The organism is Acinetobacter sp. HY1485 (assembly GCF_027568475.1).
Lineage (GTDB): Bacteria > Pseudomonadota > Gammaproteobacteria > Pseudomonadales > Moraxellaceae > Acinetobacter.
Genome location: NZ_JANKZG010000003.1, coordinates 245,409 through 270,572 on the forward strand (window position 1 = coordinate 245,409; position 25,164 = coordinate 270,572).

A 25,164-nucleotide genomic window follows, 5' to 3' on the forward strand; every position below is an offset into this window, starting at 1 on the left:
GGACTGTTGATTGATTAATTCTAAGGTTATGCTGTTATGAGTGAAAAGTTACAAAAAGTTTTAGCGCGTGTCGGTTTAGGTTCACGTCGTTATATGGAAGAAGTAATTGCCGCAGGACGTGTGAGCGTAAATGGTAAAATTGCACAAGTGGGCGAACGTATCGAACAAAACGATGAACTTCGTATTGATGGTCGCCGTGTACAATTTCAGTTAGAAGATGAAATTCGTCGCCGTGTGATTGTTTACTACAAACCTGAAGGTGAAATTTGTTCACGTAATGACCCAGAACAACGCCCAACAGTATTTGAACGTTTACCACAAATTCCAAACGATCGTTGGGTAATGGTAGGACGTTTAGATATTAACAGTACAGGTCTATTATTGTTCACAAACGATGGTGAGTTAGCTAACCGCTTGATGCACCCTTCTAACGAAGTAGAACGTGAATATGCGGTACGTGTAATGGGTGAAGTAACACCACAAATGCGTCAAACCCTTTTAAAAGGTGTAGAACTTGATGATGGTCCTGCTAAATTTGAGTCATTCTCTGATTTAGGTGGTGAAGGGATCAACCGTTGGTATCAAGTGGTTGTAAAAGAAGGGCGTAACCGTGAAGTACGTCGTTTATTTGAATCACAAGGGTTAAAAGTAAGCCGTTTATTACGTACACGTTATGGTTCTGTGATTTTACCGCGTGAGCTTCGTACAGGTCGCTGGACTGAACTTGATAAGCAAGACATTGATAACCTAACTAAAATTGTTGAGTTAAAGCCACGTCAAGGTACAGGTCTCTTTGGTATGGCAAAACGCCGTGCGGAACGTATGACTGAAAAACCAATGGCAGCACGCCGTGGTGGTTACTTACGTCAGCAACGCCGTGATGAAGATGGTGAGCAACAAAACCAACAACCACGTTCAAATACGCCACGTAGTCCATTTGGCATGAAGCGCAATAACAATAATCGCTAAGAAAAAATGCCTCAATTGAGGCATTTTTTTATATCACAGGAATATTCATCCACTGTGCATTTGGAAAATGCTGTGCAACATAATTTTTTAAATATTGTTGCGTACTATCAGAGATAAGTTTGTTTTTAGACTCATCTTTTAAATTATACGCGATGGCAAATAATTCAATGCCACGCGTTTTAAGAGCTTCCAAACTCAATAATGTGTGGTTAATACTGCCTAATCGCCCTGATGTAACTAAAATAACAGGGTAATTTTTTTCTTGAACATAATCGATAGTCAGCTTTTGTTCTGTTAAAGGAACCATCAAACCGCCTGCACCTTCTAACAGAACCACATCAAATTGCTGTTCTAGTGCTTGGGTTGCTTTCTCAATTTTCTCAAAATTGATCTCTCTTCCATCAATTTGCGTAGCTAAATGTGGCGATGCAGGATAACTAAAAATTTCAGGCATGGTGAGTTTTTGATGATCTTGCTCAAAAAAACCTGTACCCATAATTTCACGATGCTTTTCAATATCCTCAGAGATATCAACATTGCCTGTTTGGATTAGCTTTTGCGTAATAATTGAAGATGTTTGCCACGTTTTTGCAAGATAACCTGTGGCGTATGTTTTTCCAATTTCAGTATCAATACCGCTTACAAAATACACGCTCATTACTTTCTCCGTGTAATCAAATAAATAGGGTGATAAGTTAATTTGTTTTGATAACGTTGTTGATACTGCTCACAAAACTGTTTCAGTGACTGTTTTGTCCATCTAAAATTGGCTTGATTTGCCGTCACGCCTGTCTCTTTTAAATGATGTAACACAGCCAACGGCGTATCGAACTCTAAAACAAGTGTTTGTTCTTCTGCCTGCAACACCTCAAAACCGTATTGGTCAAACAAGTCACAAAGCTGTTGTTTAGAATAATATTCAAGCCCTTGTCCTGTTAAGGCTTTTACTTCTTGCACATTTTGTGTACCAAAAGTAGAAACACACAACCAACCACGACTCACAAGTGCATCCTGTGCTTTTTGCAATACAACAGGTAAATTCATCCACTGCAATGCAGAGCTAGAAACAATTAAATCTGCTTGTGGAAAATCAACCTGTTCGGCATCGCCAATATAGGTTTGAACGCCTTGAGGTAAAAACTCTTTTACATCTGCATATAAATCATTGGCAATATAAGTTTGAGCATGAGGTGCAAGTAAATATGTTAAATTACCCGAGCCACAGCCAATTTCAAACACTTGCTTAAACGGTGCATATTGCATGGTCAAGGTATACAAATGATCACAGATTTGTTGCTGAGCAATTGCCTGTTGTGTATAGCTTTGTTTTGCTCGTGCAAAGCGTTGTTTCACTTGCGTTTTATTTATAGACATTTAATCAATGGCTCAAGGTCTTGATGTTGTATTAACGCACTGAGCGAAATTCTTAACCGTGCACTATTTTTAGGCACAGTAGGTGGGCGTACAGGCATAATATAAAACCCTTGCTGCTGTAAGGTTTTGGCTTTTTGTACTGCAAGCGTACTTTCTCCCACAATCACAGGCACCAAATGGCTAGTTGATGGGCTTTGGTAGCCTTTTTCTAGTACATGTTGTTGTAGCGAATCACTTAAATTTTGAAGGTGTGCACGTTGTTTTTGCATGGTTTGCATATGCTCAAACACATATTGTGTCCATGCTATATTCAACGGTGGTAGTGCCGTACTAAAAATGAGGGGTCGCATGGTATTAATCAGAAATTCTCGAATAATAGAATGGCAAATTAAATAGCCACCCACAGATGCCAATGCTTTACCAAATGTGCCCACTAGAAAATCAATCTCATCAAGCACGTTATATTGCTCGGCACAACCTAACCCTTTTGTACCGCGTACGCCAATGGCATGCGCTTCATCCACATACAACATTACACGGCTAAATTTATTTTTAATGGCAACCAAAGCACTTAAATCTGTTTCATCACCATCCATACTAAAAATACTTTCAGTCACCACCACAATACGCTCGTATGTATCGTGGTTTTGCTCAATTAATTTTTCAAGATGAGCCAAATCGTTATGGCGGTAACGCACATATTTTGCCGTACTTAAACGAATGCCATCAATCATACTGGCATGCACAAGTTTGTCTGCCAAAATTAACGTTTTATTATCACAAATGGCAGGGAGTATGCCAATATTCATGTGATAGCCACTATTAAATAACAGTGCCGAACGCCCATTAAATGCTTTAGATAAACTAGCTTCACACGCTTCGTACTCAGCAAAATCACCTGTGAGTAAACGCGATGATGAGCTACTTAAATAACTGTTCGATTGCTGTAAAAATTGTGTTTTAAGCTCGGTATTTGAAGCTAGCCCTAAATAGTCATTAGATGACAAATTGAGCATTTTATTTTGTTCAATCGTAATCCATTTATCTGTTTGATGGTTTTGCGTAAACTGTCTAAAATTGCCTTGCTGTTTGAGCGTATCAAGTTGTTGTGCGTAAAAATCAAGCATCTTGTATGACCTCAACCAACTGTGTGAGTAAATAATTTAGCTCCTCATCGGCAATAATATAAGGTGGCATCACATACACCAATTTGCCAAATGGACGCACCCAAATTCCACGTTTTACAAACACTTGCTGTAAGGTTGCCATATCCACATTTTTTTTAAGCTCAACTACACCAATAGCACCCAATACACGCACATCTTGTACGGTATCTAACACCGCCAATGGCTGTAAATGCTGTTTTAATGTTGTAGAAATACGTTCAATATTTTTTTGCCAATCTTGTGCAAGTAAAAGTTGTGTACTTTTTAATGCAACAGCACAAGCAAGCGGATTTGCCATAAAAGTAGGACCATGCATAAACACCCCTGCCTCACCTTTTGAGATGGTTTCGGCAATGTGTTGTGTAGTCAGCGTTGCAGACATGGTCATGTAACCACCTGTCAGGGCTTTACCCATACACATAATATCGGGTTGTACTTGTGCATGCTCCCAAGCAAATAACTTACCTGTACGCCCAAACCCCGTGGCAATTTCATCAAAAATTAAAAGGATATTGTATTGCTCACATAATGCTTTCACTTGGCGCAAATATTCAGGGTCATAAAAACGCATACCGCCTGCACCTTGTACAATCGGTTCAATAATAAACCCTGCAATACTTTGGTGATGCTCGGCAAATAATGCTTTTAACGGATTAAGCTCATCAGGGCTAAACGTCGCACACGGTGCGGGTACAAAATGACGAATAGGCAAACAAGAACCAAACACTTGATGCATCCCTGTGACAGGATCACATACCGACATCGCATTCCATGTATCCCCATGATAGCCCGAACGCGTACTCACAAAATTAGTCTTTTGCGTTTGCCCTTGCGATGTCCAATACTGTACCGCCATTTTTAAAGCAACTTCTACCGCGACAGAGCCCGAATCGGCGTAAAAAATTTTATCAAGCTGTGGTGGTGTAATTTTTAATAATAGCTTACCCAACTCTATGGCAGGGTCATGCGTAAAGCCACCAAACATAATGTGCGACATCTGCTCAAGCTGATCTTTTACCGCTTGATTTAGTTCAGGATGATTATAGCCATGAATGGTACACCACCAAGACGACATCCCATCAATCAATGTTGTGCCATCCTCAAGCTCAATCGTTGCACCGTACGCTTTTTTTACTTTAAACGTAGGCAATGGATTAAGCATAGAAGTATACGGATGCCATAGATGTTTGGCATCAAATTGATCTGCCATCCTGTTGTCGTCCTGTGGTTTTGGTTAAACCATCTTAATTTTTTTTTATTTAGGATGCCATTGCGAGATACATCAAAATTGCTTGAACGGTTTTTTCGACCTCAAATACACAAAACGCATGCCCCACATTGTTAAATTGTTGTTGGTGGATAGAACGTGGCACTAACGTATCGTGTTCGGCATGAATATGGAGTGCATCAAGCTGCTTAGCTTGCTCAACCAGATTAAGCTGTTCAAGCTGTTGTAAACCTTTTTTTAGTTTTTCATCGCTTGGCGGATTGGCAATTTCTAAAAGATGTTGCCAACATGCTTTAGGGTTAGCTTGCCCCTTAGAAACATTTAAATAAAACTGCTTGAGTGTTTTTTCTGGATGGGTCAAATAACCTTGTTTAAAAGCTTCAAATTGCATTTGAGGCATGGCAGTTTGCCAATTTTTATTTTGTACAAAACATGGATTACTTGCTAAGGTAATCACTTTTTTATGAAATTTTACGCCTAAATCAATCGCAATTTGCCCACCTAAAGACCATCCAATTAAAAGATCTGCCATTTGTGCTTGATGGGTTAAATCATCGTAAGGTTCTACAAGCTCTACTGTAAAATATTGTTCTAATGCGTGTTGTAATGGTTTTAAAGGTGCTGTACCTACTCCCCACCCTGTAATTAGCAGTACGTTCATCATACAACTCAGTGAAAAATAGGTACATTCTAACGTAGTTTATTTTTTTGATTGTGCTTTTTGTCTAAAGTCTTCGTCACCACATAAAAAAACAGGCTTAAGAGACTTCTTTTTTTCTAACTCTTTTTTGGCATCAGCCAGCATTTTTATGAATTTAGGATCTGCATGTAAACGTGCCACTTCTGCTGCCCCCATCATACGCCCTGCATCTACATCACTTTGCCAATGTGCACCACAAATCACACGGCTTTGACCATAGTCATAACCACGCTTTAAAATTTCGTTTTGACGTTCAGGTAAAATTTCCGCCAAAATTAATGCAGTTGACCAACCAATCGTAGTATGCCCTGATGGATATGAGCCATTGCCACGCAAATAATGTTCATCTTCAGGCATACAAGTTTCGGTATTAAAAAATACAAAGGGACGCATACGGTTATAATGTTGCTTTGCCGTTTTGGTTGCTAATGAGCCACTATCTGTACGGATATTTTTTAATAATGCATAAGTAATTGGTGTGTTTTTTTCAGAAATTTCAACACCCACAACATCTGAAAACGGTTCGCCAATACTCTCATCGCTCCACTCTGCATCTTTTTTAGCACGTTCCCAACGTGGTGTGTCTTTGAGCATACGTCCTGCATCAAATGCGGCTTGGTCTGCTAAAAATGCCACGCTATTAAAGGCAGGTGGTGGTGGTAAAATTGCTAAACTATTTGGCGTTTGCGCTTGAGTTAGAAAAGAAGGTTCATCTGCATGAGCCAAAGAACCACAAAGCGCAAGTGCCATTAAGCATGTTTTTACTGACATACAACAACTCAGTCAAAAACGTTTATTTTAATTTCTTTTGTAGCTCAAGTCTTGCTTCTTTTAATGTTTTCATAAAGTTAGCATCTGCATGTAATCTTGCAACTTCTGCTGCACCTGTCATACGTCCTGCATCTACATCACTTTGCCAATGCACACCACAAACCACACGGCTTTGTCCAAATTCATAACCGCGTTTTAAAATTTCGTTTTGACGTTCAGGGCGTAACTCTGCCAACACCAATGCAGTAGACCAACCAATGGTGGTATGACCTGATGGATACGAACCATTTTTACTTAAACTTGCTTCATCATTGGGGGTACACGAGTGCGTATTAAAAAATACAAATGGGCGCATACGCATGTAATGCTCTTTTGCTGCTTTTGTTGCAAAGTTACCACTATCTGTACGCAATTTTTTGAGTAAGTCGTACGTAATTGGCGTATTAGTTGCAGAAATTTCTATACCCAATGCTTCAGAAAATGGCTTACCAATATTGGCATCAGATAAGTCTGCATCTTGAATGGCTTGTTGCCAACGTGGTGTGCCTTGTAACGTTCTTGCCTGATCAGATGCAGCTTTATCACGTAAAAAATCAACGCTATCAAACGCAGGTGGTTTAGGAACATATGCAAGGCTATCGGGGGTTTGCTCTAAGGTTAAAAATGAGTCTGCAAACGTACTATAAGATGTGGTTGCAACGAACATTGCCATTAAGATTTTTTTAAAATTCATGATATTGCATACATTTAGGTTTGCACACAATATACAAATATTTTTTGACACTACTGTGACATTTTTTTGACAGTATGATGAAAAAAGCCCTCATTAGAGGGCTTTTATTTTATTTCATTTTTTTATGGATTTCGCGTTTTGCTTCTTCTAACGTTTTCATAAATTGTGGGTCTGCATGTAAACGTGCCACTTCTGCCGAACCTGTCATACGTCCTGCATCAATATCACTTTGCCAATGTGCGCCACAAATGACACGGCTTTGCCCATACTCATAGCCACGTTTTAAAATTGTTTCTTGGCGATCAGGACGAATTTCAGCCAAAATTAACGCAGTTGCCCAACCAAATGTGGTATGACCCGATGGATAAGAACCACCTTTGCGTAAATCTTCTTCCCAATCTGGCGTGCATGTACCTGTATTAAAGAACATGAATGGGCGAATACGCATATAGTGATTTTTCGCCACTTTTGTTGCATAACCTACACCATCTGTACGTAATTTTTTGATGATGCTGTAGGTTACAGGCGTATTGGTTGGCGAAATTTCAATTCCAAATGCTTCGCTAAATGGTTTTGCAATTTCAGCATCAGACAGGTTTGAGTCACGAGTTGCCTCATCCCAACGTGGTGTTCCTTTTAACATACGCCCTGCATCAAATGCTGCTTTATCACGCATGAACGCAACACTGTCAAATGTTGGTGGTTCTGGAATATAAGCAAGACTATTTGGCGTTTGTTCTAAAGTTAAAAAAGAATCACCTTTTTCTGAAGAAGCAAAAGTAGATGATGTAGCAACTGCAGCAAGTACTGCACATAAATAAGTTTTTACTGACATTACAATCTCGTAACTTTGATTGGCCGATGGCAAAATTTTACTTTTGCCGTTGGGTTGCTCTTAATATTAAGAGTTAGAAAAATTTGTAATTAAAACCAACTTCAACGTTTGTTTGACGCTGAGAAAGATAATTTTTATAACATTCATTACGAATTTCAAAATAGGGTTTGAAGTTTGGTGTTAACTTATATTCAGCCGCAAACTTTACTTTGTAATCAACATACTGGTTATCGTACATATAATTACGTGATGTGTAGTATTGATCATAACCATAGGTTAAACCCCAATTCCCTACATTTTGGTTTAAACCTAATTCGATGGTGTAGTAATCAAAGTTACTTGCATGTTTATTTGTAAAGTAGTCGTAACGATATTTATTATAGACTTGGAATTGCGGTGTGAGGTTATAGGTAAAACCAACACGGACTTTATAACGCTCAGTTTCTTTTTTATGGTAATGATCCCACCCCATATCTGGTGAAATTGTAAGACGGTCTGAGTAACGATATTTATATTTAACTTTATAATGCGTTTCTACCAAATCTACATTTGATAGCGCCTTTCCTTGCTTTCCATTTGCATATTCTTCTGACTTCCCACGCATTTCAAATGTTGTGGTGACATTATTTTTAAATGTATGGCTTAAATTAATTTGATCATAGTTTTTCTTACTATAATCCTCATAAGTATGTGAGTATCCGACATCAAACGCATAAGTACTTGGTACGACACAGACCAAAACAACAGGTAATAACAAACGACGTATCATAAAATTCAAAGCAACAATTTGAAGAAAAAAAAACAAAATAGCCAAAGTGCTATTCTAAAATTTGGCGCATTATACAAAAAAAATATTTCTAATGAAATATTAAAGACTTATTTTTACCATTTTTATCTTAATATATTTTTTTATTTCTTTTAACTACACTTACTTGTAGATTTCATATATTTATCTTACTTAACTTAATCACAAATAATTCTTATTTTCACTTAGAGTTAAAACCAATAATACTATGAACGGGTACAGAAGAAATTTGAGGATAGTCTTGATTAAAATGTGTACCTCGGCTTTCTTGTCGCTGTAAGGCACTTTGCACCATTGCCAAAGCAGTAATTAGCTCATCTTGAGACGGCGTCGCTTGATACCAATATATAAGTTGTATATAGAGTTTTTTAAGTTCAGCTACACAACGGACAATTCCAAAAAAGCGTGTCATCCATTGTTGTAGATGCTCTATTGAAAACGCAATTTTTTCTGCTTGTTCAATATTTAAATGATATTCAATCAAAAATGCAGAGGGCACAAGATTTATACTATAAGTTTGCTGCTCAATAATATCTTGTGCAGTATTTCGCCCCATCACTACACATTCGAGTAATGAATTACTGGCTAAACGATTTGCACCATGTAAGTAAGTGCAAGCAACCTCACCAACTGCATATAAATGTTTAACTTGAGTATGTCCTAAAACATCTGTAAGTACACCGCCACAGCTATAATGTACAGCAGGGGCAACAGGAATAGGATGCTTTGTTATATCTAGACCTAATGCCAAGCACCGTGTATAAATTTGAGGAAAATGTTGCTGAATAAAATTTGCATCTAAATGCGTCATATCTAGATAAACAGCACCTGTAAGTTTAATTTCTCGCTCAATAGCACGTGCAACAATATCTCTAGGTGCAAGTTCGGCACGTAAGTCATACGCCAACATAAAACGCTGCTGATAAGCATTTTTTAAAATTCCACCTTCACCACGTAATGCCTCTGAAATTAAAAAATGAGAAGCACCTCTTAGTACTAATGCCGTGGGATGAAACTGAATAAACTCCATATTAGCCACTTGGCAACCTGCCTTTAATGCAAGCGCAACACCATCTGCTGTGGCTGTACGTGGATTTGTGGTACAGCTAAAAATTTGGCCTACGCCACCTGTTGCTAAAACCACATGACGTGCTGTCATTTCACCTTGTGTTGTTTGTACGCCATAACACTGTCCATTTTTAACTAGCAATTCTATCACTTTACACTTAATGACATTGTGTACAGCTAATTTTTCTAAAACAGCACGTCCTGTGTAATCTGCAACATGACTAATTCTACGATGCTGATGTCCACCCTCATGGGTGATATCTTCATCAAATATAACACCTTGTGCTTTTAACCATTTTAAAGCTTCAGGAGCTTGCTCTAAAATAGACCTAACATTTGTTTCGCAACACAACCCCGCCCCTGCTACCAACGTATCTTGTACATGGCTCTCTATACAATCTGTGGCGTCTACAACCGTTGCAATTCCACCTTGGGCATAATAACTTGCACATTCTGTTAAATTTTCTTTGGCAAGAATGGCAACTTTGAATGTATCAGGCAAAGATAAAGCTACTGTACGTCCTGCCAAACCTGCACCAATAATAATAACGTCGTAATCCATCATAGATTTACTCGCTGTGCAAACTGCAACATATTTAAAATAGGTTTTGATGCACGCTCAATTAACTGTGGTTCAAGCAAAATTTCATGCTGCGATTGGTATTGGAGTGCCTCCAAACAAGATTCTAACGAATTCATTTGCATCCAAGGGCAAAATGCACACGATTTACATGTTGCCCCTTTACCTGCAGTGGGTGCAGGAATAAACGTTTTTGTAGGTTCTTGTTTTTTCATCTCATGCAAAATTCCTTGGTCAGTTGCTACAATAAACGTGTCATTGCTAAACTCAGATACTGCACTGAGTAAACGGCTAGTTGAACCCACAACATCGGCATGTTTAACAACTTCAGCAGGTGATTCTGGATGAACAAGTACAAGTGCATTGGGATATTTTTGTTTTGTATATGCAAGTTCTTCACCCTTAAACTCATCATGCACCACGCAAGACCCTTGCCAAAGCACCATATCTGCACCTGTCTTTTCTTTTAGATATGTACCTAAATGACGATCAGGTGCCCACAAAATCTTTTGCCCTGTCGCATGTAAATGCGTAATAATTTTTTTTGCAATTGAAGAGGTAACAACCCAATCTGATTGTGCTTTAATTTCTGCACTGGTATTGGCATAAACCACAACGGTACATTCTGGATGTTGCGCACGAAACTTGGCAAACTCATCTGCAGGACAACCAATGTCTAAAGAACAAGTGGCTTGTAAATTGGGCATCAATACTATTTTTTCTGGGCTAAGTATTTTTGCTGTCTCACCCATAAAACGCACACCTGCCACTAACAATGTTTTTGCAGTATGTATTTTACAAAACTTTGCCATTTCTAAAGAGTCACCTACCATGCCTCCTGTTTCTAAAGCAAGATCCTGAATTTCAGGTTCTACGTAGTAATGTGCAACTAAAACAGCACCCTGTTGCTTCAATTCTCTTTTAATTAAACTGATTGTATCCATACAAATTGCACTAATATGCCTAAGTTTTACTTAATTATGCTCATATTGAGTATAATAATTCAATCCCCTTTTTACTATTTTTAGCTTTAAAACATCATTCATCTTGTTAGATCATCAATTACAATAATCCCTTTCATTTAAACTGTAGAAATAATGCAAAATTTAGGTTCAAACACAGAAGTGGTTGCTGTACTTATTGCAATTACCAACTTCTCTGCCCGAATTCTAACCATCGACCAGGGACGTTTATTACCTTCAGGTCCTATAACACCTGTACACCATTCCTTACAAGCAGGTGCACGTGCATGGGTGAAACAACAAACACAACAACCTTTAGGTTATATTGAACAACTTTATACATTTGTAGATATGGAGCGCTCAGCCCAAGCACCTTTTATTTACATTAGTTATTTAGGATTAGTAAAAGAGGCAGAAGAGACTATTTTAGAACTCGATGCCAAATGGCATGATTGGTATGATTATTTTCCATGGGAAAATTTTAAATATGCAGATCATACACCTCTTCTCAAACAACTGACCTATTGGGCAGACAGCGCCCCCAATACAGTTTTAAGACAGCACCGTTTAGAACGGATTTCTTTATGTTGGGGATTAAATGACTATCTTTGGTTAGAAGAAAATACGTTATTACGCTACGAATTATTATATGAAGCAGGACTTGTTCAAGAGTCGCCTTATTTTGCATATCAGCTTGATACCAAATTTATTGGTCAACCAATGCAATACAATCACCGTCGTATTTTAGCGACTGCAATTTCGCGTTTAAGGTCGAAAATTAAATACCGTCCTGTCATTTTTGAACTTTTACCTGATGAATTTACACTCTTACAACTTCAAAAAAGCATTGAAACACTCACAGGGATTGAACTACATAAACAAAATTTTAGACGCTTAATGCAAAACCAAAATCTTTTAGAAGCAACAGGCAAAGAGGCTATTGTTGCACGTGGACGTCCCGCTCAACTGTATCGTTTTAACCAAAAGATATTGCAAGAATATTTATTATCTCATTCTAAACTCCCCAAAATCGCGCCTTAAAATATTGCATATTGATTTTAAATCTTATATATACTCATTATGAGTATAAAAAGGATTTATCATATGAATTATAGCTTACCCGATATCATGATTCGCCCAATGGTTCAACAAGCCTTACAAGAGGATTTAGGGCGTAGAGGTGATATTACTTCCGAAGCAGTTATTCACCATACACGCACAGCAAAGTTACATATAGTTGCACGAGAAGCAGGTATTTTGTGCGGTTTGGATTTAGCTCGACTTTGTTTTAACGAGATGGGGGCTCAATTTACCACTACAGTTCAAGATGGTATGCCCATTAAAAAAGGTACTATATTGGCTACAGTAGAAGGTCAAGCTTATACATTGCTGAGTGCAGAACGGACAGCTCTCAACTTTCTCACCCATCTTACAGGGATTGCCACACAAACCCATCAATTACAACATCAAATCTCTCATACAAAAGCAAAAATTACATGTACTCGCAAAACCATACCTTTATTGAGAGTTTTACAAAAATATGCAGTACGCGTAGGTGGCGGTCGTAATCATCGCATGGGGTTAGATGATGCGATTTTAATTAAAGATAATCATATTGCATTATCAGGTGGCAACATTGTACAAACTATCCAACAAGCAAAAGCATATGCAGGACATCTAATTCCTATTGAAATTGAAGTTGATACCTTAGAACAGCTCAAAATTGTCCTAAATGAAGGGGTGTCTTTGGTCTTATTAGATAATATGTCAACTGCCCAACTCACAGAAGCTGTTGAGCTGTGTCGTGGACGTACTCAAACAGAAGCCTCGGGCGGTTTAAACCCCTCTAATTTGGTAGAAGTGGCTCAAACAGGTGTCGATTTTTTAGCGATGGGTTACTTAACGCATAGCGCATCTTACATTGATATTGGTTTAGATTATCTCTGAATAAAAGGAATACAGGACGCAAGGTCTACGCATGCCTGACCTTGTTTTGCTAAAATAAAGTAGTCTTGTACCATTTGGGCTTGTTGCTCAATACCATAATTTAAAAATTGCTTCCCTTGTTCAATCACATACCGATAACGGCGATCAAACAATGCACCTCTCACCACCTTAATGCCTTGTTGAATTTGCCATACGTGCACAAGCTCATGTACTAACCAAGATTGTTTTGCAACAGAGTGTAAAGAAAAATCCTCTATCCAATCTTGTGGATTAAAATAAATACATCCATTTGGGCTCATCACATATCCTTTTAAAATAAGGCGATGTGCCACTAGCTCAATATCATCTAATATCAAGTGATTTTTAAAAACAAATTGAGCAATTTCACGCTCACCTAAAGTGAGTTTACGGCGCTTTACAATAAGTCTCATAAAAATTTTTTTGTTTTAGGCTTAATCTATTAACAGTTTCGTATATAGTATCAAAGACTTCGTTATTTACTACAAATCGTTGAATAATTAAATGGATAAATCAACTGATTGTAAGCCCTATAGGAATAGGATTTTAGTTCAATGAAAAACTTTAAAATTGCACTTGCTCAATTTTCTCCAGACAATGGCAATATAGAACATAACGCGCAAAAAATCATTGCACAAGCGAACCATGCAAAACAGCAAGGTGCAGATTTGGTGATTTTTCCCGAACTGAGCTTAATTGGTTACTGTGCAGAGGATCTATTTTTACGTCCTAGCTTACAAAAACGTACCGAACATGCATTTACTGAATTAAAAACAGTCAAAGATATTGTGATGGTATTTGGTTTTGTACAACACTCTCCCGATGGACAACGTTACAACGCCGCTGCCGTGATGAAAGATGGCGAAGTACTTGGTATTTATAACAAACAAAATTTACCTAATTATGGCGTATTTGACGAAAAACGTTACTTTAGTGCAGGTCATCAGCACCTTATTTTTGAATATTTAGAACATAAATTTGGTGTACTTATTTGTGAGGATGTATGGAATATCAACACCGTACAGCAACTTGCAAAACTCAATATTGACACAGCATTAGTATTGAACTCATCACCTTATGAAGTAGGTAAACCGCAGCACCGTATTGAAACCTTAAGCGAGCTTGCAAAACAGCTTAACATCAACTTGGTCTACAATAACCAAGTAGGTGGACAAGACGATTTAATTTTTGATGGCTCAAGTTTTATTGTGAATAAAACAGGTCAACTTATTCTTAAAGCCGAAAGCTACAAAGAAGAAACTTATATTGTCGAGTTTGAAAATGCACAATTTAAGCCAATTAAACCGCAAGAAAGCTTAAGTACCATGGCTGAGATTTATCAAGGCTTAGTGCTTGCCACACGTGACTACGTAGAACGTTCAGGTGCTAAAGGCGTTATTCTTGGCTTATCAGGTGGTATTGACTCAGCATTAACACTTGCAATTGCTGTAGATGCCCTAGGCAAAGAGCGTGTACAAGCAGTCATGATGCCATATACCTATACCGCACAAATTAGTGTTGAAGATGCAACAGCTCAAGCAAAAACCTTAGGCGTGGCATTTGCAGTAACGCCAATTGAAAATATTGTAAATAGCTTCTTACAGACACTATATCCATTCTTTGGCGATGCGCCTGCTGATGCAACTGAAGAAAACTTACAAGCACGTGCACGCGGTACCTTATTGATGGGCTTATCCAATAAATTCGGTAATCTTGTACTCTCTACAGGCAATAAATCTGAGCTTGCCGTGGGTTACTGTACGCTTTACGGTGATATGGTGGGAGGATTTGCCGTTCTTAAAGATGTTTATAAAACGATTGTTTTTGAACTAGCAAAGTACCGTAACAGCATTGCACCTGTTATTCCAGAACGTGTAATTACTCGCCCACCTTCTGCAGAACTACGTCCAGACCAAAAAGACCAAGACTCTTTACCTGCTTACGATGTATTAGATGCTATCTTGTATGCTTACATTGAAGAAGATCAAAGCCAAGCAAATATTATTGCAAAAGGTTTCGATAAAGAGACTGTTGAAAAGGTAATTGCGCTTGTTGATCGCAACGAATATAAACGCCGTCAAGGTGTGATTGGACCTCGTATTAGTCCACGCGCATTTGGACGCGAACGCCGTTACCCAATTGTAAATGGCTGGAAAGCTGGCGTCTAAAATCAACGGCACCCCTAAAGGGGTGCTTTTTTTAAGTCAAAAAAAAACCTTGCTGAGAGCAAGGTTTATAAAATGGTGGCTATGACTGGACTCGAACCTGTGACCCCAGCATTATGAGTGCTGTGCTCTAACCAACTGAGCTACATAGCCGTAAACTGTGCGTGCATTATCTATAGATATTGATAAACCGTCAACCACTTTTTGTTTTGCTTGATCACCAAATATTCAAAAGCCTCCAAAATGGAGGCTTTTTATTACCAAATATCTGAATTTATTTTCTTTTTCAACTTTGGATGATCATCAAGTTTAAATACAGGATCTTTAACCCCTGCTTTTTGTTGACGGCGATAATCTTTCAGCAAAATAAGTAAACATGGCATTAACAGCAAAATTGCCGCTAAGTTTAAAGTTGCCATAATACCCATAGAAAGATCTGCTAAATCCCATACCAATTGCGCACCTGATACAGCACCAAAATACACCATTATCAGCACAATAATACGGAACACAAACATCACTTTACGGTTACTATTTAAGAACTGTAAGTTACCTTCAGCATATGCATAATTACCTAATACCGCAGAATAACAGAATAAGAAAAGTAAGATTGCAAGTAAATCGCCACCCCAATTTCCAAGCTGTGTTTCAAGTGCATGCTGTGTGATTTTTACACCGACATCACTTGTATTTTTGTACACACCAGAAATTAAGATAATCATTGCCGTACTTGTACATACAATAAATGTATCTACAAATACACCTAGCATTTGTACTAAACCTTGGTTTACAGGATGTGGCACATCTGATGCAGCAGCGGCATTGGGTGCAGAACCCATACCTGCTTCATTTGAGAATAAACCACGTTTAATCCCCTGCATCATTGCTACAGACACCATACCACCTAAAAAACCACCTGCAGCAGCATCAAATTTAAATGCTTCTGAGAAAATTAAGCCAAATACATGTGGTACTTCTTGATAATTGATCAAAGCAATATAAATTGCCAAACCAAGGTATAAACCTGCTTTTAAAGGAACAAACATCTCGGCAAAACGTGCAATACGTTTAATACCACCAAAAATTGCAATCGCAGTCAAAACCACAACAACAATCCCTACCCAACTCGGATTTAAACCCCAAGCGTGTGATGATGCACTCACCATGGCATTCACTTGTAGTGAGTTAAATACCAAGCCATAGGTTAAAATCATTGCAATGGCAAACACAGCACCAAAGACCTTACTCTTTAAACCATACGTAATGTAGTAAGCAGGACCACCACGAAACTGTTTTGTTTCTGGATCACGTATTTTAAATAACTGTGCTAAAGAAGATTCAGCAAATGCAGAGCTCATACCAATCAGTGCAGTTACCCACATCCAAAATACAGCGCCTGGGCCACCAATGGTAATTGCTAATGCAACACCACCAATATTACCTACACCAACACGACTAGCAAGACCTGTCACGAACGCCTGAAAAGGTGTTAAACCTTGAGTTTGTACTTCACCCTCTCCACGGCTACCTTTCATTACTCGAATACTTTCGAGAAACATTCTGATTTGTACACCACCTGTAAAAATGGTGTAGATAATTCCTACCGCAAGTAAGAATACAAGCAAAAAACTCCACAGTGGGCTATTCAAGTGCTCAACCCAGTTTTTGAGTATTTCCTGATTCATTCAGACGTCCGTCCTTATATAAAACATGGCTACATAATGCAAAGCACTATGAGTCAAAATATTAAACGAGCATTGATTATCGTGCTATGTACACAATAAGGTATCCTCTAGCCAATTTTTGAGAAGAAAACTTTTTGTAAATTAGATACAAAAAAACACGCAATTATACCCATACAATGCTTTAAACAAAATTATTTCGCATATCCTTGCGGTTTGCGAGTGTAGCATTTTTAAACTTTCTTTTACTATGTTCTTTGTTCCTGTACATTAAATTTTGCTTAAAAATATTATTTATCTTTTATTATCAGTTACTTATTTTTTATTACTTTAGTATAAAGCCTGATAAGAGTTGAAACAATTTTACTCTACATTATAAGATTGAATCACTTCAATTATAGTTATAAACGATAAAATAATGGAAAACTTAATTAAACAACGTCATTCCGTTCGGGCTTTTTTACCACAACCTATTGATTCAAAAACTATTCACTCTATTTTAGATCTTGCACGATTTGCCCCATCAGGTACAAATACACAACCATGGAAAGTGTATGTCGTAAGTGGAAAAACGCGTGATCGTATTAGTGAACTTGTCTGTAATGCAAATCCTAACGACCACCACGAAACTTTTTCTTATTACCCACAGCAGTGGATCTCACCGTTTATTGAGCGACGTCGTCAAAATGGTTGGAGTCTGTATGGGTTGTTGGGTATAGAACGAGGTGATAAAGACAAAATGATAGCCCAACAACAACGCAACTTTAAATTTTTTGATGCCCCTGTCGCTTTGTTTTTTACCATTAATAAAATAATGGGAATTGGCGCTAAAATGGACACAGCAATGATGATTCAAAATGTCCTATTAATGGCAAAACAGTATGGTTTAGACACTTGCCCTCAAGCCGCGTGGAACCAATATCATCAAATTGTATTACAAGAGCTTGATGCACATGATGACGAAGAGCTTGTTTGTACTGTTTGTCTTGGCTATGCAGACCCAAATCATATTGTAAATACACTGGTTACCCCACGTGAGCCAGTTGAAAACTTTACCGTTTTTTATGACTAAAAACACAGTATAATAAATCGTCGTGATGAGGTAAGGGTACATCTTTGGATCTTGGGTTTCGGCGCAATACCGCTTTAATGTATAACATCCGTATTGGCATCGCTTTTTGTGGCACTGCATTTGTGCCTTACTTTTTACATTTACAAATGGCAACTATTCCACTTACCCTTGGTGTTGTTGCCGCAGGTTTAAGCGATATTGATGACCGCTTTACCATTCGTATTTTAAATCAGCTCTATACCTATATTGGATTTTTTATTGCCTCTAGCGCAATTCAATTTTTATTTCCTTATCCTGTTGTTTTTGCAATTAGTTTGCTATTTGCCTGTGTAGCATGGATTTTATTAGGTTCATTAGGTCGGCGTTATGCCACAATTTCTTATGGCTGTTTAGTTGTTTCTGTTTACAGCATGTTGGGTGTCCATCTCTTTGAAGAATGGTATTTACAACCTATTTTGTTGGTGATTGGCGCAATCTGGTACGGTATTTTATCAACCATTAGCTTTTTAATTGCTCCTGTACGCCCTGTACAAGAAAAACTTGCCAAAAGCTACGCTTCATTAGGCGATTTTTTGTTTGCAAAATCTAATCTGTTTGATGTGGATATGACGGTAAAAAGCTACCGCCAAAGCATGATTGATTTATCGTTAGAAAATGGCAAACTCATTTCATTATTTAATGAGATGAAAACAGCACTTCTCACTCGTTTAAAAGGAGATCGTGGACGCAAAGCCACACGACGTTCATTACAATATTATTTTGTTGCTCAAGATATTCACGAACGTGCTAATTCAGCGCATATTGACTACCAAAAACTAGCAAAGCACTTTAAACATAGCGATATTTTATTTAGATTCCAACGTATTCTCACACTACAAGCAAAAGCCTGCCAAGACTTAAGCCGTCATATACTTAAAAACAAAGCCTACCAACATAACCTGCGTTTTACCCAAGCGTTTGACAACTTAAAACTTTCGTTAGAACATTTGAGTATCGATTATCCACATCACCCTATTTGGACAAATGCGCTCTCATCTTTATATAAAAATCTAAAATCTATTGATGCCCAACTACGTAATTTAGAAAGTGAATTTGAAGATATAAAACTAGACGAACAACTCAAAGACGATGATTTAAAAGGTTGGGTTGATATTAAATCACGGATTAAACAAAACTTAACGCCTGAGTCTGTGTTATTTAGACATGCTATTCGGCTATCTATTGTTTTGTTTACCTGTTATTTATTTATTCAAATCACCGACATCAAATACGGATTTTGGGTATTACTGACTGCACTTTTTGTGAGTCAACCTAATTTTAATGCCACAAAAAGACGGCTTCGTTTACGTATTTTGGGCACACTCATTGGTATTGTCGTCGGTTTTGCTATTTTACATTTTATTCCTTCGGTCGAAGGACAACTCATATTATTAGTGATCAGTGGTATTTTGTTTTTTGAACTTCGTAGCCAACAATATGCCCAAGCCACAGCTTTCATTACCATTTTAGCGCTTATTAATTTTAACTTAGATGGTGGCTTAGGTTACGCTGCGGTATTCCCACGTATGTTAGATACACTTATTGGCTGTTTTTTTGCTTGGCTTGGGGTAACTTTTATTTTTCCTGATTGGAAATTCAGACGCTTACCACGCAATATTAAAAAAACGCTTCAAGCACAATGCGACTACTTAAAGGAAATTGCCAGCCAATACCACCTTGGTAAAAACAATAATCTTAATTATAGAGTTATAAGACGTGCAGCACACAATAGTGATGCAGAACTTGCTTCTGTAATTTCAACACTTGCTACAGAACCTGACTTAGATCAAAGCTATAAAAACCTAGCCTTTGATTTTTTGTGTTTAAGCCATACTCTACTTAGCTATATTGCTGCCTTAGGTGCTCACCGCGAAAAAATACAAGACCCGCACACTTTAAAGCTTTTAGATACTGCTGTAATAGACATTCAGCGCGCACTTTTATATGACGAAACACCCAACCTAAGTGTGCAAAAACTCAAAGCTTATCTTGAACAAAATGATGCGTTTATTGTTCTACAACAGCTGTCGCTAATGCTAGGTATCCTTAACCAACTATGTACGCTCAAACAAAACCTGAATTACATTGATGCAGACGAAACCACATTTGGCTCAATTTAAGGTAAGATAACCACATGCTAAAATGTTTACGATGAATTATGAACGCTAAAAACTTATATGCTTACACTTTACAACCTGTAAAATACGAAGTGTCTGAAGCAGAGCAACGTAATGCTCAACTGACTATTTGGCGTAGCACCAATAAAATTGGCACAAAAGCATGGGCAATTATGGGTGCAGTGCTCCTAGTTGCTATTTTAGGTCTTGTGTTTATTAAAAATTACTCAACTGTATTTTGTTGGGTTGCTATTGCCTGTGTTGCTATTTACCTACTGATCCGTAAATACGGCTTAGAATGGTATGTAAAACGCAAGATGCAAGAATTTCCAGTTCAAGATATCCAAAATATTCGTTTAGGCGTACAACCTAGTGGTTTAGTCATGCGTCAAAAAGTGGGTATGCAAGAAGGCGTTGGCTCTATTGGTTGGAAAGATATGTACGAATGGTACGATACACCTGACTTTTTACTTATCAACTTTAAAGTAAAAGGACAACAAGGTGCTTATATTCTACCTAAGCGTATGGATAGCAATAATTTTTCATTTGGCACTATTCGCAAACATTTAAAACAATCGGTTGGCGAAGCCAAAAAAGTCTAATTCAAAACTCCCATCTTGGGAGTTTTTTTATTGATAAATATTATTATTTGTAAAAGAATAACATTCGCATTTATAATCAGCGAGTCTGATTGTGCTTGTTATTGCTATGTTCAAAAAAATTCTGTTCCAACTGCATTGGTTTTTAGGGATCACTGCAGGTTTAGTATTGTCTTTAATGGGCGTTTCTGGCGCTATTTATTCATACGACCAACAAATCCTAAAAGCAATTAACCCTCAAAGCTACGTGGTTGTTGCACAACAAACTCCCAAACTTACGCCAGCGCAGCTCTATACCACTTTTGAAAAACAGCATGTGAATAACGTGACTATTTTTAAAGATCCAACGGCTTCTTCTATTATTAATGTAAAACAAGAAGGTAACCGTAAAGGGCGAAATATAATGGTAAATCCTTACACAGCCGAAGTATTACCTGAGGTAAAAGGACAGGAGTTCTTTAAGTTTATTCTTAATTTTCACCGTACACTTACGATGGGAGAAATTGGGAAACAAATTACAGGGTTTTGTGCATTTGCTTTGATTTTCTTTTTACTCAGTGGGCTATATCTTCGTTTTCCTAAAAAACATTCCTTTAAACAATGGTTTTTAATTAAACCTAAACTTAAAGGTCGAAATTTTATTTGGGACTTACATGCTGTAATTGGCACTTGGGTGCTCATTTTTTATCTCAACTTTGCCCTAACAGGACTATTTTGGTCTTACGATTGGTGGCGCAGCGGCATGTTCAGCGTATTACAAGTACAACGTACACCAATGCAAAAAGAACCATCAACACCTTTACCACCGCTTACTCAGGTACAAACTGACTTAAACCAAGCATGGCAACATACTCAATTTAATTATTCTAGTGTTACGCTGAATGTGCCAAAAAACAACAAAGTCGAAGTCAGCTTTGTCGATCCTACCCCTCAGCATGAACGAGCAAAAAACACCTCTACTTTTAATGTTCTCACACAAACGTTTGAAAATACTAAACTGTATGAACAAAAAGGGCTCAATGAAAAAATTATGACTAGTATGCTCCCCGTACATCGCGGAAGCTTTTATGGACCGATTTGGCACGTTTTTGCCATGTTGTCTGCACTGACAATGCCTCTCTTTTTTATTACAGGTTGGATGCTGTATCTTAAAAGAAGAAAGCCAAAAATTCAAAAGCCAACGTTAAACACTACATTTGATGCACCGACATGGCATGTTTTGTATGCTTCTCAAACAGGTACAGCCGAACAAATTGCATGGCAAACCACCGTACAATTACAACAAGCAAAACAAAATGTTATTACGCAATCTTTGCATAAAACAACTTTGGAGCATATTAAACATGCACAAAAAGTTTTGTTTGTCGTAAGCACTTATGGTGTAGGTGAACCGCCTGACTTAAGTAAAAATTTTGTAAAAACCATCTTAAAACAACAAGTCGATTTGTCACATGTTGAATATGCTGTTTTAGCACTTGGATCACATGATTATCCAGAAACATTTTGTGCTTTTGGACATACCCTTAATACATGGTTAGAAAGCTGTGGTGCATTACCACTATTTGAACTTATAGAACTCAATAATAAGCTTTGGCATGAATCTATTGCGCATGTTACACATACTCAATTTCAAATACCTGATCAAACACCAACATTTGATCCATGGAAACTCATACATCAAGAGGTTCTTAATCCTGATAGTGTAGGTCGCCCTGTATATAGTATTCAACTTAAAACTCAAAATGATGAACTATGGCAAGCAGGTGATATTGCACAAATCCAACCCGAAAACAGTAACCGTGCCATTATAAAGTTTATGCAACAGCATCAAATCGACCCTCAACAATATAATTTTTTAAAAGATCGTCAACTTGAAAAAAATATACCTCTAAATCAGCTCAAACCCCTACCAATACGTGAGTACTCCATTGCAAGTATTCCACAGCAAGGCTATTTACAGCTTGTCGTTCGTTTACACGAGTTCGGGCTAGGCTCTCAATGGTTATGTACTTATGCCAAAGATACAATACATTTAAGAATTCGTACCAATGAGAGTTTTCATCTAATTAAGGACAACAGACCTATTATTTTAATTGGTAATGGTACGGGTATTTCTGGGTTATTAAGCTTATTAGAAACTCGTATCCAAAAAGGTTACCAACAAAATTGGTTGTTTTTTGGTGAACGCCAAGCGCAACAGGACTTTTTCTTTAAAGATAAACTCTTAAATTGGCAAAATTTAGGCTATTTAAAATTAGAAACTGCATTTTCTAGAGATACTCAACACTATGTACAGCATAAATTACTTGAAAACGCTATAACACTACAACAGTGGATCAAAAATGGCGCCATCATTTATGTGTGTGGAAGTATTAATGGTATGGCAACGGATGTAGAAAACACACTGATTAAAATTTTAGGACAAGATACGCTAGATGAATTAAGACAAACTCAACGCTATAAAAGAGATGTGTACTAGGCAACTAGTACCATTTTTTAGGCATAAAAAAACCGAGCTTAATCTCGGAATTAATGGTGGGTGCTGACGGGATCGAACCGCCGACATTCTGCTTGTAAGGCAGACGCTCTACCAACTGAGCTAAGCACCCTATATCTATGTTTTTAATGGCGCAGCGGACGGGACTCGAACCCGCGACCCTCGGCGTGACAGGCCGATATTCTAACCAACTGAACTACCGCTGCATATCACTCAAAAGAAAAACATAAAATCTTTTGATAAGGTCTGGTGGGTGCTGACGGGATCGAACCGCCGACATTCTGCTTGTAAGGCAGACGCTCTACCAACTGAGCTAAGCACCCTTTATCGCTACCGATAAGGTTAAACTTTAAAATGGCGCAGCGGACGGGACTCGAACCCGCGACCCTCGGCGTGACAGGCCGATATTCTAACCAACTGAACTACCGCTGCATAATCACTTAAAAGTAAAGTTTGAAACTTTTAAGGTTATGGTGGGTGCTGACGGGATCGAACCGCCGACATTCTGCTTGTAAGGCAGACGCTCTACCAACTGAGCTAAGCACCCGATGTTTTCTATAAAATGGCGCAGCGGACGGGACTCGAACCCGCGACCCTCGGCGTGACAGGCCGATATTCTAACCAACTGAACTACCGCTGCACTTTATAGAACAACTGAAATCTTAAATGGCGCAGCGGACGGGACTCGAACCCGCGACCCTCGGCGTGACAGGCCGATATTCTAACCAACTGAACTACCGCTGCCCTAAAAGATTTCACAATAAAGGTTGGTGGGTGCTGACGGGATCGAACCGCCGACATTCTGCTTGTAAGGCAGACGCTCTACCAACTGAGCTAAGCACCCTTTAACTAACGTCTTCATCGTTTGTGAGGTGCATTATAGAGAATCTATGCACAGTGTCAAACGCTTTTGCAAAGGTTTATGGTTTTTTTTATCTAAGTGATTAAAAAATAGCTTTTTTAGCTAAATTTTCAGCAATATAGACGGTTTCTTTTTCATTAATGATATCAAATAGTTCTAATAGATCTTGATTATGCATCCGAATACACCCATGAGATTGAGCAACTCCCATGGGTTGATTATTTGGTGTCCCATGAATATAAATATAACGCTGATAGGTATCGCACCCTTCGCCTGCATTAAAACCTTGTTCTAATCCTTTGAGCCACATAATACGTGTGAGTATCCAATCTCGGTTTGGATATTGTAATTCTAGTTGTTCAGAATAAATCTCACCTGTAGGTTGTCTACCGATAAATACTGTATTTACAGGCGTATCTTGTCCAATTTTTTGTTCAATACAATGCCATCCCCGAGGTGTTTTTCCACTATTTTCTGCTTCGCCAATACCATTTAGCCCCGAAGATATTTTGAAAGTTTTATTATATTTTGGAACATGAAGTGTTTGCGTTGCTAAATCAATCAAAACTGTGGGATTTTTCATCTTTTTCCTTTAGAGGTTCAGGACGTGTACATAACCATATTGCCACGATCAGCATAGTTACATCTGTAAAAATTTTAACAGGCAATGGCGCATTTGTATAAATCATCAAAACTGCACTTATCGCCATCATTGCAGTTGCCCAATATTTTGCTTTTCTAGGCACAGTGCCATGCTTTCGCCATTGTTTAAGTGTAGTTCCATATTTAGGATGATTAAGTAACCATTCATCTACTTCTGGCCAACCTTTAGATGCTGCCCATCCAGCTAAGATTAAAAAAACGGTAGTTGGCATACCTGGTAAAATTGCACCTATGACAGCAAGAATAATAAAAATAACCACTAAACTGCGCCAAAATAATGTTTTCATAGTTAAACCTGAATGTAGCAATGAG

At 38.0% G+C, this 25,164-nt stretch carries 23 protein-coding genes and 9 tRNA genes; 8 read left to right on the forward strand and 24 right to left on the reverse strand.

The window, feature by feature from the left end; all coding sequences use genetic code 11:
* Positions 1 to 36: 36 nt before the first annotated feature.
* Positions 37 to 969 (forward strand): 23S rRNA pseudouridine(2605) synthase RluB, encoded by a 933-nt coding sequence (gene rluB, locus PCI70_RS05040; RefSeq protein WP_269914252.1) that lies wholly within the window; start codon positions 37 to 39, stop codon positions 967 to 969.
* Positions 970 to 997: 28 nt separating this feature from the next.
* Here rluB and bioD read toward each other — a convergent pair whose 3' ends face one another.
* The 11 genes from bioD to nadA all read right to left on the reverse strand — a co-directional run bounded on the left by bioD (position 998) and on the right by nadA (position 11,173).
* Positions 998 to 1,627, reverse strand: coding sequence for a dethiobiotin synthase (bioD, locus tag PCI70_RS05045; RefSeq protein WP_269914253.1), 630 nt, complete (start codon positions 1,625 to 1,627; stop codon positions 998 to 1,000).
* A complete protein-coding gene (gene bioC, locus PCI70_RS05050; RefSeq protein ID WP_269914254.1) occupies positions 1,627 to 2,343 on the reverse strand; it encodes a malonyl-ACP O-methyltransferase BioC in 717 nt (238 codons plus the stop codon). Before bioC ends, bioD begins: the two co-directional genes overlap by 1 nt.
* Complete coding sequence (locus PCI70_RS05055; RefSeq protein WP_269914255.1) at positions 2,334 to 3,470, reverse strand: 8-amino-7-oxononanoate synthase; 1,137 nt, start codon at positions 3,468 to 3,470, stop codon at positions 2,334 to 2,336. Before PCI70_RS05055 ends, bioC begins: the two co-directional genes overlap by 10 nt.
* Positions 3,463 to 4,719 (reverse strand): adenosylmethionine--8-amino-7-oxononanoate transaminase, encoded by a 1,257-nt coding sequence (gene bioA, locus PCI70_RS05060; protein ID WP_269914256.1) that lies wholly within the window; start codon positions 4,717 to 4,719, stop codon positions 3,463 to 3,465. The genes PCI70_RS05055 and bioA overlap by 8 nt, the downstream gene beginning before the upstream one ends.
* 49 nt (positions 4,720 to 4,768) lie before the next feature.
* Complete coding sequence (locus tag PCI70_RS05065; protein WP_269914257.1) at positions 4,769 to 5,401, reverse strand: hydrolase; 633 nt, start codon at positions 5,399 to 5,401, stop codon at positions 4,769 to 4,771.
* Between the two features lie 36 nt (positions 5,402 to 5,437).
* Positions 5,438 to 6,208, reverse strand: coding sequence for an acid phosphatase (locus tag PCI70_RS05070; protein WP_269914258.1), 771 nt, complete (start codon positions 6,206 to 6,208; stop codon positions 5,438 to 5,440).
* Positions 6,209 to 6,230: 22 nt separating this feature from the next.
* Positions 6,231 to 6,941, reverse strand: a complete 711-nt coding sequence (locus tag PCI70_RS05075; RefSeq protein ID WP_269914259.1) for an acid phosphatase — start codon at positions 6,939 to 6,941, stop codon at positions 6,231 to 6,233.
* 109 nt (positions 6,942 to 7,050) lie between these two features.
* Positions 7,051 to 7,776, reverse strand: coding sequence for an acid phosphatase (locus tag PCI70_RS05080; protein ID WP_269914260.1), 726 nt, complete (start codon positions 7,774 to 7,776; stop codon positions 7,051 to 7,053).
* Positions 7,777 to 7,849: 73 nt separating this feature from the next.
* Complete coding sequence (locus PCI70_RS05085) at positions 7,850 to 8,545, reverse strand: oligogalacturonate-specific porin KdgM family protein (protein ID WP_269914261.1); 696 nt, start codon at positions 8,543 to 8,545, stop codon at positions 7,850 to 7,852.
* Between the two features lie 217 nt (positions 8,546 to 8,762).
* Positions 8,763 to 10,214, reverse strand: a complete 1,452-nt coding sequence (gene nadB, locus PCI70_RS05090) for an L-aspartate oxidase (RefSeq protein ID WP_269914262.1) — start codon at positions 10,212 to 10,214, stop codon at positions 8,763 to 8,765.
* Positions 10,211 to 11,173, reverse strand: a complete 963-nt coding sequence (nadA, locus tag PCI70_RS05095) for a quinolinate synthase NadA (protein ID WP_269914263.1) — start codon at positions 11,171 to 11,173, stop codon at positions 10,211 to 10,213. The genes nadB and nadA overlap by 4 nt, the downstream gene beginning before the upstream one ends.
* 153 nt (positions 11,174 to 11,326) lie before the next feature.
* Here nadA and PCI70_RS05100 point away from each other — a divergent pair, with 153 nt between their 5' ends.
* Entirely contained in the window at positions 11,327 to 12,232 is a 906-nt protein-coding gene (locus tag PCI70_RS05100) for an NUDIX hydrolase (RefSeq protein WP_269914264.1), read from the forward strand.
* 63 nt (positions 12,233 to 12,295) lie between these two features.
* Complete coding sequence (nadC, locus tag PCI70_RS05105; protein WP_269914265.1) at positions 12,296 to 13,138, forward strand: carboxylating nicotinate-nucleotide diphosphorylase; 843 nt, start codon at positions 12,296 to 12,298, stop codon at positions 13,136 to 13,138.
* Here the strand turns inward: nadC and PCI70_RS05110 are convergent.
* Entirely contained in the window at positions 13,129 to 13,569 is a 441-nt protein-coding gene (locus PCI70_RS05110; protein ID WP_269914266.1) for a type IV secretion protein Rhs, read from the reverse strand. The genes nadC and PCI70_RS05110 overlap by 10 nt on opposite strands.
* Positions 13,570 to 13,710: 141 nt before the next feature.
* Here PCI70_RS05110 and PCI70_RS05115 point away from each other — a divergent pair, with 141 nt between their 5' ends.
* Positions 13,711 to 15,324 carry an NAD+ synthase gene (locus tag PCI70_RS05115; protein WP_269914267.1) on the forward strand — a complete coding sequence of 538 codons (1,614 nt, stop codon included), beginning with the start codon at positions 13,711 to 13,713 and terminating at the stop codon, positions 15,322 to 15,324.
* Between the two features lie 73 nt (positions 15,325 to 15,397).
* On the opposite strand, the gene PCI70_RS05120 is transcribed toward PCI70_RS05115, so the two are convergent.
* Together PCI70_RS05120 and PCI70_RS05125 are read right to left on the reverse strand one after the other, a co-directional pair.
* Positions 15,398 to 15,474, reverse strand: a tRNA-Met gene (locus PCI70_RS05120).
* A 104-nt stretch (positions 15,475 to 15,578) separates the two neighbouring features.
* Positions 15,579 to 17,006 (reverse strand): alanine/glycine:cation symporter family protein, encoded by a 1,428-nt coding sequence (locus PCI70_RS05125; RefSeq protein ID WP_269914268.1) that lies wholly within the window; start codon positions 17,004 to 17,006, stop codon positions 15,579 to 15,581.
* 415 nt (positions 17,007 to 17,421) lie between these two features.
* On the opposite strand from PCI70_RS05125, the gene PCI70_RS05130 reads away from it, so the two are divergent.
* From PCI70_RS05130 to PCI70_RS05145, 4 genes are all read left to right on the forward strand, one after another.
* Positions 17,422 to 18,075 carry a nitroreductase gene (locus PCI70_RS05130; RefSeq protein ID WP_269914269.1) on the forward strand — a complete coding sequence of 218 codons (654 nt, stop codon included), beginning with the start codon at positions 17,422 to 17,424 and terminating at the stop codon, positions 18,073 to 18,075.
* 77 nt (positions 18,076 to 18,152) lie between these two features.
* Positions 18,153 to 20,234, forward strand: coding sequence for a YccS family putative transporter (yccS, locus tag PCI70_RS05135; protein WP_442865156.1), 2,082 nt, complete (start codon positions 18,153 to 18,155; stop codon positions 20,232 to 20,234).
* A 38-nt stretch (positions 20,235 to 20,272) separates the two neighbouring features.
* Complete coding sequence (locus tag PCI70_RS05140) at positions 20,273 to 20,833, forward strand: hypothetical protein (RefSeq protein ID WP_269914271.1); 561 nt, start codon at positions 20,273 to 20,275, stop codon at positions 20,831 to 20,833.
* A gap of 106 nt (positions 20,834 to 20,939) precedes the next feature.
* Entirely contained in the window at positions 20,940 to 23,309 is a 2,370-nt protein-coding gene (locus tag PCI70_RS05145) for a sulfite reductase flavoprotein subunit alpha (protein WP_269914272.1), read from the forward strand.
* Between the two features lie 54 nt (positions 23,310 to 23,363).
* Here PCI70_RS05145 and PCI70_RS05150 read toward each other — a convergent pair.
* The 10 genes from PCI70_RS05150 to PCI70_RS05195 all read right to left on the reverse strand — a co-directional run bounded on the left by PCI70_RS05150 (position 23,364) and on the right by PCI70_RS05195 (position 25,139).
* Positions 23,364 to 23,439: transfer RNA gene (locus PCI70_RS05150), tRNA-Val, on the reverse strand.
* Between the two features lie 17 nt (positions 23,440 to 23,456).
* Positions 23,457 to 23,533 (reverse strand) — tRNA-Asp (locus PCI70_RS05155).
* Positions 23,534 to 23,574: 41 nt separating this feature from the next.
* Positions 23,575 to 23,650, reverse strand: a tRNA-Val gene (locus PCI70_RS05160).
* Between the two features lie 32 nt (positions 23,651 to 23,682).
* Positions 23,683 to 23,759 (reverse strand) — tRNA-Asp (locus PCI70_RS05165).
* A 39-nt stretch (positions 23,760 to 23,798) separates the two neighbouring features.
* A tRNA-Val gene (locus PCI70_RS05170) sits at positions 23,799 to 23,874 on the reverse strand.
* Between the two features lie 16 nt (positions 23,875 to 23,890).
* Positions 23,891 to 23,967 (reverse strand) — tRNA-Asp (locus tag PCI70_RS05175).
* 27 nt (positions 23,968 to 23,994) lie between these two features.
* A tRNA-Asp gene (locus PCI70_RS05180) sits at positions 23,995 to 24,071 on the reverse strand.
* Between the two features lie 24 nt (positions 24,072 to 24,095).
* Positions 24,096 to 24,171, reverse strand: a tRNA-Val gene (locus PCI70_RS05185).
* A gap of 100 nt (positions 24,172 to 24,271) precedes the next feature.
* On the reverse strand, positions 24,272 to 24,772 hold the full coding sequence (elsL, locus tag PCI70_RS05190) for a cell wall-recycling L,D-carboxypeptidase ElsL (protein WP_269914273.1): 501 nt from the start codon (positions 24,770 to 24,772) through the stop codon (positions 24,272 to 24,274).
* On the reverse strand, positions 24,747 to 25,139 hold the full coding sequence (locus PCI70_RS05195; protein ID WP_269914274.1) for a YbaN family protein: 393 nt from the start codon (positions 25,137 to 25,139) through the stop codon (positions 24,747 to 24,749). The genes elsL and PCI70_RS05195 overlap by 26 nt, the downstream gene beginning before the upstream one ends.
* Positions 25,140 to 25,164: the final 25 nt, after the last annotated feature.